The 12,404-nt window shown below is 60.2% G+C and carries 13 protein-coding genes and 2 pseudogenes; 5 read left to right on the top strand and 10 right to left on the bottom strand.

Going from position 1 to position 12,404, the window contains the following annotated elements:
- Positions 1–25: 25 nt before the first annotated feature.
- From ACZZZP_RS11390 to ACZZZP_RS11380, 3 genes are all read right to left on the bottom strand, one after another.
- A complete protein-coding gene (locus ACZZZP_RS11390; protein WP_463382782.1) occupies positions 26–520 on the bottom strand; it encodes a GNAT family N-acetyltransferase in 495 nt (164 codons plus the stop codon).
- A gap of 110 nt (positions 521–630) precedes the next feature.
- A complete protein-coding gene (locus tag ACZZZP_RS11385) occupies positions 631–1,137 on the bottom strand; it encodes a DNA-binding protein (RefSeq protein WP_122495938.1) in 507 nt (168 codons plus the stop codon).
- Between the two features lie 4 nt (positions 1,138–1,141).
- Positions 1,142–1,420: a hypothetical protein gene (locus ACZZZP_RS11380; RefSeq protein ID WP_463382781.1), complete on the bottom strand. Its 279-nt coding sequence runs from the start codon at positions 1,418–1,420 to the stop codon at positions 1,142–1,144.
- A 409-nt stretch (positions 1,421–1,829) separates the two neighbouring features.
- On the opposite strand from ACZZZP_RS11380, the pseudogene ACZZZP_RS11375 reads away from it, so the two are divergent.
- A pseudogene (locus tag ACZZZP_RS11375) lies at positions 1,830–3,051 on the top strand (putative DNA modification/repair radical SAM protein).
- Positions 3,048–3,939 (top strand): annotated as a pseudogene (locus tag ACZZZP_RS11370) (TIGR03915 family putative DNA repair protein). Before ACZZZP_RS11375 ends, ACZZZP_RS11370 begins: the two co-directional pseudogenes overlap by 4 nt.
- Here ACZZZP_RS11370 and ACZZZP_RS11365 read toward each other — a convergent pair.
- Complete coding sequence (locus ACZZZP_RS11365) at positions 3,921–4,346, bottom strand: hypothetical protein (RefSeq protein WP_463382778.1); 426 nt, start codon at positions 4,344–4,346, stop codon at positions 3,921–3,923. The pseudogene ACZZZP_RS11370 and the gene ACZZZP_RS11365 sit on opposite strands and share 19 nt — an antisense overlap.
- A 65-nt stretch (positions 4,347–4,411) precedes the next feature.
- On the opposite strand from ACZZZP_RS11365, the gene ACZZZP_RS11360 reads away from it, so the two are divergent.
- A complete protein-coding gene (locus ACZZZP_RS11360; RefSeq protein ID WP_463536527.1) occupies positions 4,412–4,804 on the top strand; it encodes a GFA family protein in 393 nt (130 codons plus the stop codon).
- Between the two features lie 4 nt (positions 4,805–4,808).
- Here the strand turns inward: ACZZZP_RS11360 and ACZZZP_RS11355 are convergent, their stop codons facing one another.
- Positions 4,809–5,858, bottom strand: a complete 1,050-nt coding sequence (locus tag ACZZZP_RS11355) for an NAD(P)H-dependent flavin oxidoreductase (RefSeq protein WP_463382776.1) — start codon at positions 5,856–5,858, stop codon at positions 4,809–4,811.
- A gap of 79 nt (positions 5,859–5,937) precedes the next feature.
- Positions 5,938–7,062, bottom strand: a complete 1,125-nt coding sequence (locus ACZZZP_RS11350) for a carboxylate-amine ligase (protein ID WP_463382775.1) — start codon at positions 7,060–7,062, stop codon at positions 5,938–5,940.
- Between the two features lie 289 nt (positions 7,063–7,351).
- On the opposite strand from ACZZZP_RS11350, the gene ACZZZP_RS11345 reads away from it, so the two are divergent.
- Together ACZZZP_RS11345 and ACZZZP_RS11340 are read left to right on the top strand one after the other, a co-directional pair.
- Positions 7,352–8,584, top strand: coding sequence for an iron-containing redox enzyme family protein (locus ACZZZP_RS11345; RefSeq protein WP_463536526.1), 1,233 nt, complete (start codon positions 7,352–7,354; stop codon positions 8,582–8,584).
- Between the two features lie 116 nt (positions 8,585–8,700).
- Positions 8,701–9,660, top strand: a complete 960-nt coding sequence (locus ACZZZP_RS11340) for a methyltransferase (protein ID WP_463382773.1) — start codon at positions 8,701–8,703, stop codon at positions 9,658–9,660.
- Between the two features lie 56 nt (positions 9,661–9,716).
- Here ACZZZP_RS11340 and ACZZZP_RS11335 read toward each other — a convergent pair whose 3' ends face one another.
- The 4 genes from ACZZZP_RS11335 to ACZZZP_RS11320 all read right to left on the bottom strand — a co-directional run bounded on the left by ACZZZP_RS11335 (position 9,717) and on the right by ACZZZP_RS11320 (position 12,395).
- Positions 9,717–10,193, bottom strand: coding sequence for a hemerythrin domain-containing protein (locus tag ACZZZP_RS11335; protein ID WP_463382772.1), 477 nt, complete (start codon positions 10,191–10,193; stop codon positions 9,717–9,719).
- Positions 10,194–10,402: 209 nt separating this feature from the next.
- Positions 10,403–10,897: a SprT family zinc-dependent metalloprotease gene (locus ACZZZP_RS11330; RefSeq protein WP_122495960.1), complete on the bottom strand. Its 495-nt coding sequence runs from the start codon at positions 10,895–10,897 to the stop codon at positions 10,403–10,405.
- Between the two features lie 110 nt (positions 10,898–11,007).
- On the bottom strand, positions 11,008–11,607 hold the full coding sequence (locus ACZZZP_RS11325; RefSeq protein WP_122495962.1) for a Yip1 family protein: 600 nt from the start codon (positions 11,605–11,607) through the stop codon (positions 11,008–11,010).
- A 167-nt stretch (positions 11,608–11,774) separates the two neighbouring features.
- On the bottom strand, positions 11,775–12,395 hold the full coding sequence (locus tag ACZZZP_RS11320; RefSeq protein ID WP_463382771.1) for a DNA-J related domain-containing protein: 621 nt from the start codon (positions 12,393–12,395) through the stop codon (positions 11,775–11,777).
- Positions 12,396–12,404: the final 9 nt, after the last annotated feature.

The following is a 12,404-nucleotide window of genomic DNA, read 5'->3' as shown; positions in this document are numbered from 1 at the left end:
TCCTGCGAGAGGCTTGTTTGCTGCCTCAAATCTGCAAGCGCTTGGCCATCTCCGACGTCGCTCCCCAGCCCAGCTTTTCATACACCGGCTTACCGGCCCGCGTGGCATGAAGCACGGCGAAGCCGACACCGCGCCGGGCAAATTCTGCTTCCGCCAGTTTCATCAACGAAGAGGCGAGCCCTTGCCGTCGATAGGGCTGTTCGACGTACACGTTTAGGACGTAACCGCGTGACGCGTGCGTTGGGTGAGCAGGGTGCGGCGGCCATTCGATGGTCATCAAGCCCACGGCGGCGGCTGGCGTTTCGTTATCCATCAGCACGAAGCCGTAATAGCGACCATCCCGCAAACGGGTTTTCAGCCATGGACGGAAATTTTCAGTCATTACCCTGAGCTGTTCGGCGTTGCCATCGGCTTCAAGAAACATGCGCTCACGGTGGTTGCAGATAAGCGCGAGGTCATCCGGCACCACGCGCCTTACTCGAAAATGGGGGATGTGTATGTTGCCGGGAATATCGTCCATCGCGTGCTCCAAAGCGCTCGTTAGCAGGAGTGCTGCGATCCTAACGGGGCTGTTGTCAGCTACGACAGACTCAATTCGCCAGCAAATTCGCCATACACCCAAGCCCGTTCTTAGCTAGCCAGCGCGCCAGCGTTCAGACGCCGCTGCTCTTTGCTGACATTAACGCGCATCGCGGTTTGGGAAATATCGATGAGGCTCTGCGCGAGGGTGTAAATACCCCGGGACTGCATCCAGGTGAGGATGTCGGACAGGTGCCAGATGGACGCAGCGCCTTCATGGATGGGGGCAGGAAATGAGTCGGCGTTGGTGATCATCAACTTGCGCATGTTCTGGCGAGTCATGCCGACCAGCGCGGCTACGTCGGTGAGGCCAACCATATCCGGCGTCGCTTCAATGAGGGTAGCGTCTGGCAGAACGCTGCGCACGTTGTCCATTGCGCTGAGAATGGCTTCTTCGGCGCAAGCGGCTTCTCGGGTAAACGCCAGGGCAATGCGGCCGGGTTGGCCGATGCCGATCAGGGCATCGTCGCAACCTGCTTCAGCAAGACGGCCGACCAGCTCGTCCATGTCGTGCTCGTTCGGGTTCAGCAGGTATCTGAGGGTAAAGATGTAGTCCATGTTTTTACTCCGCATTGGCCGATTTCTTCGACGCTGATTGCCCACTAAGCGTGGTGCAGTTATTAACGACCCGGCGTATGGCATTGGCGAAATTGCCAGGGTTCTTGGGAGTGCTCCAAATACTGGTGATACAGAATTCGCCGCATCTACAGTCGCTATCGTTGGAAGGACAATACATCTTCCCCCAGCAATGACTGCCGCCTTGCGTTATTCGCCAGCCTTGGGACTCGGCGTATTTAAGGGCGTTCTCAACTTCCTTTTTCGTATGTGCTGCACGGGTCATCCAATGAACCTCAGTCTCTAATCAATGCGTAAAGTTGTCAACTGACAACTTGCTACGGAGTGACGCCGCTCATTCGGCGCCGGTGCCCATAGTGCGGAGAAAAGTCGCTTCTATTGGCGCCTCTTACAGGCGCGCGCTCCGACGCTGCGCCAGCGTCGAGGCCCGGAAAGACAGGCTTGGAAGTCTTGCAGCCCAGACACCTAGAGGCTTTGCAGCGGGTTTAGGGCGAGGGTGGGTTTAGCACTTCAGCGTCATCGGCAGCGATTCGTCTGGCAGGCTTTTAGGCATCAGCCTATGACGGGCAGAGCCCGGTTTAAGTGCGGCCAATGGTCGGCAGCCCAAGCGCAAGGCTTGCATGCCAGAACGCTCCTGAACTACTGTATGAATAATCAGTGTTAGGGCGTGAATCATGCAACTCATTGCCAAGCTCGGCATTCTCGCGGATGCCGCCAAGTACGACGCATCGTGCGCCAGCAGTGGTGCGCCCAAGCGCAGCTCCAAAGACCGCGACGGGCTAGGCGCCACCAATGGCATGGGCATTTGCCATAGCTTCACGCCGGACGGCCGCTGCGTTTCGTTGCTCAAGGTACTGCTCACCAATTTCTGTTTATACGACTGCCAGTACTGCGTTAACCGTCGCTCCAGCAACGTGCCCAGAGCGCGGTTTACGCCGGAAGAAGTGGTGCGCCTGACCCTGGATTTCTACCGGCGCAACTGCATCAGCGGGCTGTTTCTGAGCTCGGGCATCATTCGCTCGGCTGACTACACCATGGAGCAGCTGATTCGTGTGGCGCGCTTGTTGCGCGAGGAGCATGAGTTTCGCGGCTACATTCACCTCAAAACCATTCCGGATGCTGACCCGCTGTTGATCGAGGAAGCGGGGCGGCTCGCTGATCGCTTGAGCGTGAATATTGAATTGCCCACTGATGCGAGCCTGGAATTGCTCGCGCCGGAAAAGCGTGCCAGCACCATTCGTGATGCCATGGGCACCATTTATAAGGGGCAACAAGCGGTCGCGGGCGAAGCCGGGGCGCCGCGATTCACGCCGGCAGGGGCAGAGTACCCAGATGATTGTCGGCGCCGATGCCACCGATGACCGCACGATTCTGCACAACGCCGAATCGCTGTATCAGGGCTTCGCCCTCAAGCGCGTGTATTACTCGGCCTTTAGCCCGATTCCCGACAGCCCGACCAGCGTGCCCCACGCTGCGCCGCCGCTGTTACGTGAACATCGCCTGTATCAGGCCGATTTTCTAATGCGCGGCTACGGCTACAACGCCGGGGAACTGCTTAAAGAAGGCGGCAATCTGGCCTTGGATATCGACCCGAAATTGGCCTGGGCGCTGGCCAATCGTGAGGTGTTTCCCCTGGACGTAAACCGCGCTGAGCCGGCGCTGTTGGCGCGCATTCCCGGCATTGGGCTGCGCAGTGTGCAGCGGCTGGTGGCGCTTCGCCGCGAACGTCGGATTCGCTACGACGACCTGGTGCAAATGCGTTGCGTGCTAGACAAAGCCCGGCCCTTCATCGTAACCAGCGATTACCGGCCCGCAGACGCTGGCGTGCGCAGCGGGCTATTGCGCGAACGGTTACGCGAGCCGCAAGCGCCACTGCAAATGGGGCTCTGGGGATGATTGCGCTCGATTGCGACAACCACTTCGACACCTGGCGCGAGCAGGCCCGCATGCTGCTCAGCCATAGCGTGGATCCGGCGGACGTGGTCTGGGCGCAAGGTCTGATGCACGATCTGCTGGCGCAACCGACGCCACTGCCAGCCGAGCGCGGGCCGTTTCGGCCGCGCATTCCGGCGGCGCTCGCTGACGCAACTGGAACAGGCCGGTCGCTATCGTGGCGACCAACGCTGGAGCTTGCTTTATGAGGTGCTGTGGCGCGTGGCCCATGGTGATCGCACCGCCATGCTGGCCGGTGATCGTTTAGGCAGCGAATTGCAGCGGCGTATCCGGCAGGTCAGCCGCGAAGCTCACCACTTGCACGCATTCCTTCGCTTCATTCCGGTGCCGCCTGCGCTCGTTGAGCACCTGCAATTGGACTGGGTAGCCTTCCATGAACCGGCCCATGACATTCTCGAAAGTGCCAGCGGGCATTTTGCCGATCGCCTCGGGCGCGAACGCTGGTTGATCGCCACGCCCGAAGACGGCATTCGTTACGACGGCCACACCCTGGACTATCGCAAGCACTGCCCCGAGCAGTGGCGCCAATGGGCGCAACACGCTGAAGATCCCAATGCCGAGTTGTGGCGCACCTACTACCGGCACATTTTCAACCCGGCCCGGATAAACCCCACCGTTATGGCCCAGCACATGCCGGGGCGATTCTGGCGACATTTATCCGAAGGGCCACTTATTCCTCAGTTGATCGGCCAGGCGCGCCAAGGCAAGCAGCGCGACGGGCAGGCGCAGGAAGTCAGCCGCCAGGAAGGAAAACGGATTGCGTGGAAAACCAGTTGGTCGGGGAACGTCGCTGTAGAGATTTGCCGCCGTTTTCAGCGGGCGAACAGATAAGCAAGACCACCCACTGCCAACCCCACAAGGCTCACGATGAGCACCGGCTTTGAGGTAAGCCAACTGAGGAGCCGCTGATTGTGTTCCTGGCGAAGCCTTTGCAATACGATCGCCGCTTCAGGATGAATGTCAGCCATAAATTCGTGGCTGGTGTAGAGCAGATGCCGTCCTTGATCCATTTCGCCAGTGAGGAAACAGACGATGGCGAACGCGGCTGAACCGTCAGGGAACACCCCAACGTTTAAAACCTGAGAGTCGACGCCGTATCTACGTAGTGCCGAATTGATGTACTCAGCCATCGATTCTTCTTTGAATTCCATCAACACAAACATCTGCATTCCTTCGCTTCGGGCTTGCCAGCGCTGCCCCTTAATCGTTGTGTGCTTCGCAATGAAGCCGTTTTCCACCCAGAATTCCTGCGCACCTGCGCTGTCACTAGCCCATCACACTCAAGTCTTTACGGGGGTTAATCATGGCGTCTTTCACGGGCGGGTGCGTGTGCGGCAACGTGCGGTTTGTGGCCAGCGGGCAGCCGTATCGAGTGGGATTGTGCCACTGCCTGGACTGCCGCAAATACCACGGCGCATTGTTCCATGCCTCGGCGATATTTGCTCAGGAGGCGGTGACGATTGAAGGCGAAACGGCGAGCTATGGGGAACGGTTTTTCTGCCCGCGTTGTGGCTCTTCCGTGTTCAACCGCAGCGGCGATGAGGTGGAGGTGAACCTCGGTGCGCTGGACGCGCTGGATCAGTTCACGCCCACCTACGAAAGCTGGACGCTGCGTCGCGAAGCGTGGCTTCCGGCGTTCGAGTTGGCGCACCACTACGAGCGCGATCGGGAAGGCACGGGGCGTTCGGAAACGTAGCGAATCAATGATCGGCGCGCCATTCGCGGACCAGGGTTTCCACCAACTCTGCCGCTGGTAATGCCCGGGCAAGCGGCGCACCTTGACCGGCCCACTGCACGGCGAAGTCGCCATTTCCTTGTGCGGCGGCAGCCGCTACCAGCGCTTTCGCGGCGTCGTAAGCGATGGGGTAGTCCGGCGGCGTGCCGCGGTCCAGTTCAGTGAATAAGCGGTTGACCATGCCCCGCGCCGGGCGCCCGGAAATGGCGGCGCTGATGCGTGTCTGATGCGCGCGCGGGCCGACCAGGGCTTCGCGGTAGGCAGCGTTCGCGGCCGATTCCGGGCACAGAATAAAGGCGGTGCCCAGCTGCACGCCCTCGGCGCCAAGTGCGAGGGCGGCGGCGATGCCGTTGCCGTCCATGATTCCCCCTGCGGCGATCACTGGCAGTGAGCTGGCGCGGACGATCAGGGAAACCAGTGCAAAGGTGCCGAGCAGACGGTCTTCGCCTGGCTCGAACACGCCCCGATGACCGCCGGCTTCGACCCCTTGGGCGACCAACGCATCAACGCCAGCGGCTTCAGCCAGTTGCGCCTCTGCCGGGCTGGTGACGCAGGCGAGGGTGACGATGCCGGCTTTCTTTAGCGCTGCAATCCATTCGTTTGACGGCAGGCCGAAGTGAAAACTGACCACCGCAGGCCGCTCACTCAGCAGGACTTGGAGCACGTCTTCGCTGGCCAGAAAGCTGCGGTAGCTTTCCTTCAGTTGTTCGGGCGGGGCGGCGTTCAATTCGTTGAACAACGGTGTCAGCTGTTTCAGCCAGGCAGCTTCGCAGGTGGCGTCGGGCTTGGCCGGTCGATGGCAGAAAAGATTGACGTTGAACGGTGCAGCCGTGAGCGCGCGGGTATTTTCGATCAGCACGCGCGCCTGGTCGGCGTTGCTCGCGCCCAGGCCGATGGAGCCCAGCGCTCCGGCGTTCGATACAGCGGCCGCCAGCTCGGGTGTTGATACGCCGACCATGGGCGCTTGAATGATGGGATGCTTGATGCCCAGCAAACGCACGATGCGGTCGCTCATGATTTCGACTCCTGATGGCCTACCGGTGAGGTGCCGGATTGTTTCGCCCTTCGGCGCGGCCAGCAAGAGGCACGTGCTGCTAAACGCTGAGCGTCTGATTGCGCAACAGGTCGACCACGCCGCTCAGGGCTTGGAGTGTCGAGGCGCCGCGTCTCATCGCACTGTGGTAGTGCTGCGCCTGCTCGATGGCGCTAGTGCCCCGGCTGAGCATGCGCTGAGCGTGCGCAAAGGCGTTGTCATCGCCACCCGCGTGGGCGTAGTCGCCAACCATTTCCCAGGTTTTGCTGAGCCACTGTTCAAGGCTGATGCTGCGCTGCGTGCCCGGCTCAATGAATTCGCCCTGGATGCCGTAGCGCTTGGCGCGCCAGCGATTTTCCTTGAGCAGTTGGCGTTGCAAGGGCGTGTCGCTTGGGCCAGGGCTGGGGTTGTGCAGGGCGTAAGTCACCAGCGCGCGAAACAAGGCGGCGATGCACAGCGCGTCTTCCAAATGCGGGCAGGCATCGGTCACGCGCAGCTCCAGCGTGGGGAAGCGCAGCGCCGGGCGAATGTTCCACCACACATCGCTGCGGCCGCGAACGCTGCCGCTTTCCACCAAGGCATCGACATAGCGTTCGTAGTCGGCCTGACTGTCAAAATGCTCGGGTGAGCCCATGCGCGGCCATTCATCACAGGCCGCTTGCCGGTAGCTGTGCAAGCCGGACAGCCGGCCGCCGAAAAACGGCGACGAGGCACTCAGTGCTAACAACAGGGGCAACCAGGGCAACACGCGGTTCATCACCACGATACGGTCGCCAGGCACGCCCACATGCACATGCAAGCCACACAAAATGCTGCGCTGCGCCACCATTTGCATGTCGGTGAACAAATCGTCGTAGTGGGGCAGGTCGGTGGGCTGCTGCGCCTGCCATTGCGCCAGCGGGTGGGTGCCGGACGCAATAATGCCCAGCCCATGCTCCTCGCCCAGCCATGACAGCGTGGTGCGCGCATGGCTCAGGCATTCGCGCGCCTCCTGCTGGGTACTGAGAATGGGCGTGACCACCTCTATCTGCGAGGTGAACATTTCCGCGGTCACCATCTCGGGCAGTGCTTCGCGGCAGGCTGGAAAGTAGGCCGCGGCGGGCTGGCGGACTAGTTCGCGGGTGGTTAGGTCCGAGAGAAAGTATTCCTCTTCGATGCCGAAATTCAGGGGTTTGATGGCGGCCATGGGGGCGGTGTCCTTACGGGCAAAATGATTCACCGGTTGCTACAGCAAAAAGACGGTCGCGCCGGGTGGCCGGTTCCACCTTTTGTTTACGCTGCCGCGCCCATGGCCTCGACCGTTCAGCGAATAGGTGGAATCTTTACGCGCGCCCTTGGCTCCCACTTCTATGCCTCAGTTGAGGTGCCTGCCAGGAGTATGCAATGTCCATCTTGAGTCTGGTCGATACGGAACATCTCGACTTCGCGACGCTCACCCCCATCGCGGGCCGGCCCAGGAGCTCTACGTAAAATTATTGAGTGAGCCAGACGAGCATCTGGATAGCGCGCGGCGTTTTCTGGATGCGCAGCTGCAGCACGCGGCCAACTTGCCGTGCGACCTGCCGGAAAATCCGCAGCAGTTGTTGCACTGGATGCGTGCCAGCACAGCGCGCACTACCGCCGACTACAACCAGTATTTACACGGTCGAAAACTAGGCGAGCCACGGCGCTTTTTTAGCTGCCGTGCCCATGCGCTGTACTTTCTGCGGGCGGTGGCGCCGACCAAGTTGGTCGATGGCGCCTGGCTCTACGGCGTGATGCCGCACTGGCGCGACAGCCGTTTGAATTTCCTGGTGCAAACCTATCTGGAAGAACTCGGCGACGGCGTTCCGGCCATGAACCATGTGCTCATGTACCAACAGCTGCTCAGCACCCAGGGCTGCGAAGAGCTGGCGACCCTGGGTGATGAAAACTATCTGCAGGGTGCGGTTCAGTTGTCGCTGGGGATGTTGGCCGAGCATTACTTGCCAGAAGTGATCGGCTACAACCTGGGCTACGAACAGTTGCCGTTGCACCTGTTAATCAGCGCCTATGAGTTAGACGAACTGGGCATCGACCCGTACTACTTTAAGCTACACGTGACGATCGATAACGCCGCGTCCGGTCACGCGCATAAAGCGGTGCGCACGGTGCTGGACAACATGCCGCAAGTTGGCGACAGCGAGGAATTTTACCGACGCGTCTGCCACGGCTACCTGCTCAACGACCTGGGCCTCGGCTCGACTGCCGTCGTCCAGGCGTTCGATCTGGACCACGAACTGCTCACGCTGCTGGAAAGCAAACGCTCGCTGGCTGGCCAGGTGCATTCGGATTACTGCCGCATTGAAGGCCGTACCGTGAACGAATGGCTGAGCGGGCCTGAGCCGATTCGCGGTTTTCTCGACGCCCTGCAATCGCGCGGGTGGATTTGCCGCAACCAGGCACCCGATAACAGCCGCTTCTGGCATTTGGTGCAGGGCGAGGGCGCGGCCATGTTTGGCGTGTTCAGTCCATACGAGCTGCAAGTGCTGCACGACTGGATTGCCGGTGACTGGCTGCAAACCCAGGAAGCGCTGCCGGCCAAGCGCCGCCCGGCGAGCAAGGCAGACGCGACGCGCCGTATGCGCGCCTTCACCGTTATGTCGAACCGCAAGCGCTTGGCGGCCTGGTGGAGAGCAGCGACATCGATCGCGAGCAATACGCCCTTGCCCAGGAACTCGCCACCTTGAGCACCGAGGAGCGCGAGCGCCGGTTGCTCAGCCTGGCAGGACCTGCCACCCATTGCACCCCGGCCGGTTTGATGGCCACCCGAATCCTGTCCACATTGGTTCGCTAGGAGCGCTGCATGAGCCAAGGCATTACCCCGTCAAGCGCCGAATCCCATGGGGCGCTTGTGCAGTTGGGCCAGGCATTGAAGGCGCTTGGCTATCGCTTTACTACCGTTACCCCGCTGACCCACGAACGCGTCAATGCCCGACCCGGCAACGAATTCGCCGCCCACCTTCGCGATGTGTTTGGCTGGAGCCGGCCGTTCAGAGGCGACGTGCTCGATACCCGCTTACTGACGCTGCTGCGTGACGCCGGCTGCCTCGATGAGCGCGCCGAAGGCTCGGAGAGTCGGGTGCGTTGGTCGTCACTGCATGGTCAGCTGTTCGTACACTCGCGCTTCCCCACGCAGGAACAGGACGCCGTGTTTTTCGGCCCCGATAGCTACCGGTTTGTTCAGGCCTTACTCGCCCATCTCCACGACGACACGCGGCCGACGCTGCGCATCGCGGACATCGGCTGCGGTGCAGGCGTCGGCGCAATTGTGGCCGCGGTTGAACGACCGGATGCTGAGGTGTTGGCGCTGGACATCAACCCGCAGGCGCTGCGTTACACCGCTATAAATGCTGAACTGGCGGGCGCTGATAACGTGCAGGTCGCCCATAGCAATCTACTGGATCAGGTGCAGGGGCAGTTCGATCTCATCATCGCCAACCCGCCGTACATGGCCGACGCCGAAGGCCGCGCCTACCGCGATGGCGGTGGTGAGCATGGCGCCGGTCTGTCGATCGCCATTGTCGATACGGCGCTCCAGCGTTTGGCGCCTGGCGGTACGTTGTTGTTGTACACGGGCGTGGCCATGGTCGAGGGCGACGATCCGTTTGCCGCCAGCATCCGCCCATTGCTGCACGCAGCCGGGTTCGATTGGCAATACTGGGAGATGGATCCGGATGTGTTCGGCGAAGAACTGCTGGAGCCGGCCTATGCCAATGCAGAACGCATCGCTGCCGTGGTGCTGCGGGTAACGCGGCCGCGTTAAACGGGGAGGGCGGCCAAGCAGAACCGGGTGGTATCTGCTTGGCCAGGTGGTGACGATTACGCGGCGCTACGTTGTTGCTGCAGCTCGCCCTTCAGCGAGGTTTTACGTGCTTCCATTTCCGCACCCAGTTCTTTGAGCTGGGCTGCACTCAGCAGTTTTTTCGCTTCTTTGAACATCGACTCTTCCTCTTCCTCGATGTGGTGCTCAAGCAATTCTTTGAGCACTTTGGCGCGGCCGGAAAACTCGACACTGTCCGGCGCTGTGCCTTTCAAGTGCGGGAGCACCAGAGCATCCACAGCGCGGTGTTCTTCGATGGCTTCGAAGTACATTTTCGCTTGTTCTTTTTCGCCGGCTTTTTTGTAGGCCGGGTAGAAAATTTCTTCTTCGATATGGGTATGGACGAACAGCTCCATCTCGATTTTGTTAATCAGCTCAACGCGTTTTTTCACCGCACGTTCGGTGGTGGCACTGAGTTGTTCCAGCAGATCGAGCACAACCTTGTGGTCGGCTTTGAGCAGGTCAATCGCGTTCATGGTTCACCTCGTAGGCTAATCGGATTTGGCGTGATCTTTGCCGCGCCTTTAATACCGACTGGCCGTGCTGCGAAGTAGTTCGAGCTGTTTCGTTTGTTTGCCGATGAGGTGTTGTTACGCGAGTCGGCGAGGCGGAAAAATACCCTGCGTCAGGACGTTACGTCTGAAACCACGCCGCCATCACCGACTCGGCTCCGGGAATGCTGGCGTTATTCTTCGCGCTGCTCGCCGCTGTAAACCAAGGTCGCTTTGCAGCTTCGGCAGTAATAACGCCGGCCCTTGCGCACCAGGGTGTGGCGCTGCGCCGAGAAGGGGAAATCACGGTCTGCGCACGCGCAGCTGTAAACGTAGCGGGTCACGCTGCGGCGCTGAATCTCGTAGGTGTGGCAGCGGTCGGCCGGCAATTCGTAAACGCCCTGCATGATCAACTGCCATTCCTCGCCATGGGGCTGAATGTGCCGGCCGAACATTTCGCGGGCGATCATGTGCGCGACTTCATGCGCCACGGTTTGCTTTAAAAAGTGTTCCTGGTTTTCGCGGTACAGCTGAGGGTTGAAGCGCAGCAGGTTTTCATCAAGGTGAGCCACCCCGGCTTTCTGGCCACGTAATTTGAGGCTGACTTGGGGGCGGGTAAAGCGGCGTCTGAAAAACGCTTCGGCTTGCTGGTAACAAGCCTCGACACGAGCATTAAGCAGTTCGGGCATCGAGTTCCTCCGGATAACAGGCGCGATTATGCCCAAGCGCGCCGCTTGCCACTTGCCTAAAACGACGAAACCGCCAAACGGCGGTTTCGTTGTATCAGTGGCTCCGATTTTTAGCTGGTGTAGACCGGGCCCACGCCCATTTCCCAGAAGATCACCGACATGGCGATCATCGCTACCAACACGACGAGCCCCACTGCCAGCACCGAGCTGGAAAACAGGAAGCCTTCGTCCTGATGAATGTTCATAAACGTCGGTATGCCGACATAAAGCAGGTAAACCGTATAACAAATCGCCGCCGTGCCAACGGCCATGGCGAGCCAGAGGTTGGGATACAGCGCGGCGAGGCCGCCTATAAACAGTGGCGTGGCGGTGTAAGCGGCAAACACGATACAGCGGCCCATGTCCGGGCTGGCGTCGTAGGTGCGCGCCATCCAATTGATAAACGCGCCCATGACCGCCACACCGCCCAGCATTGCCAGGTAGGTCATGGCCGTCATCCACAGCGCGCTTGCTTCGGTGAGCATAACGGGCGTGCCGTTACCCACCGTCCAGCCGACCTGCGTGGTTCCGATATAGGCAGACACTGCGGGAATCGCGGCAAGGATAAGCACATGGGTGAGATACATGTGACTGATGCTTTCTTCTTCGCCGCGGATCTCTTGCCACTCTTGATCAGGATGCGCGAATAGCCCCCAAACGTGATGGATCATGCGAGATACCTCCTCTTGTTATAACGGTCGCCCCCCAGCGTAGCGCCCGAGGCGCGTGAGTAGCGCTACCGGGTGCAGGGCCGAACCAATGCGACCGTATGTCGCAGTATAGGCAGGGGCTGGAGGCCGCGTGCGGCGTGGTTTTAGAGCAAATCAGTCTCTAAAGGTCAGCGGTAATAGCGAGCAAGAATTTCCATCGCCAAGTTGATCGATTGCAGCCGCGCGGTGCTACCGCCACGGTCGGGATGGTGCTGGCTGACGAGCTGGCGGTAACGCTGTTTGACAGTGGCGAGATTGAGCGCCTCGGTGCTGCTGTCGAGCTCGAACAACTCGAGCGCCGCCCGCTTTTCGTCACCGCCTTGCATGCGTTTCCAGAAGCTGGTGAGAAGTTTCTCCACATCGGCTTCGCTGGTCTCGCGTAAATGGCTGAGGTCGAGGTAATAGGCGCGAAGTGGATCGGCATCACTGAGCTGCGCTTCGCCGGGCGTATATGGCAGCAACTGCACGGACAGCGGATTGATCAATAAATGATCCGTCTGCGCTTGCCACAGCTGATCGCGCAGGCGGTACAGGGCGTTGAATAACAAAAAATGCGTACGAAACAGCACCAGTTTGTCCGCCAGGTTCAGGTTGGGAATGTGTGTGGAGTGGCGTTTTTTCAGTTGCTGAATCAGCTGGTATTCACTGCAGCCATTGGGCGACTCGCGCAACAGCAGCAACACCTGATCGGCCAGGTCCAGGCTGTTATCGAGTTCACGGGGCAGGGTGGAGGCGGGGTCTAGGGTCATGGCCGCAGC

This window comes from Pseudomonas sp. AC211 (assembly GCF_979258055.1).
Note: the sequence above shows the minus strand (reverse complement) of the source record. Positions and strands in the feature narration are given on the sequence as shown.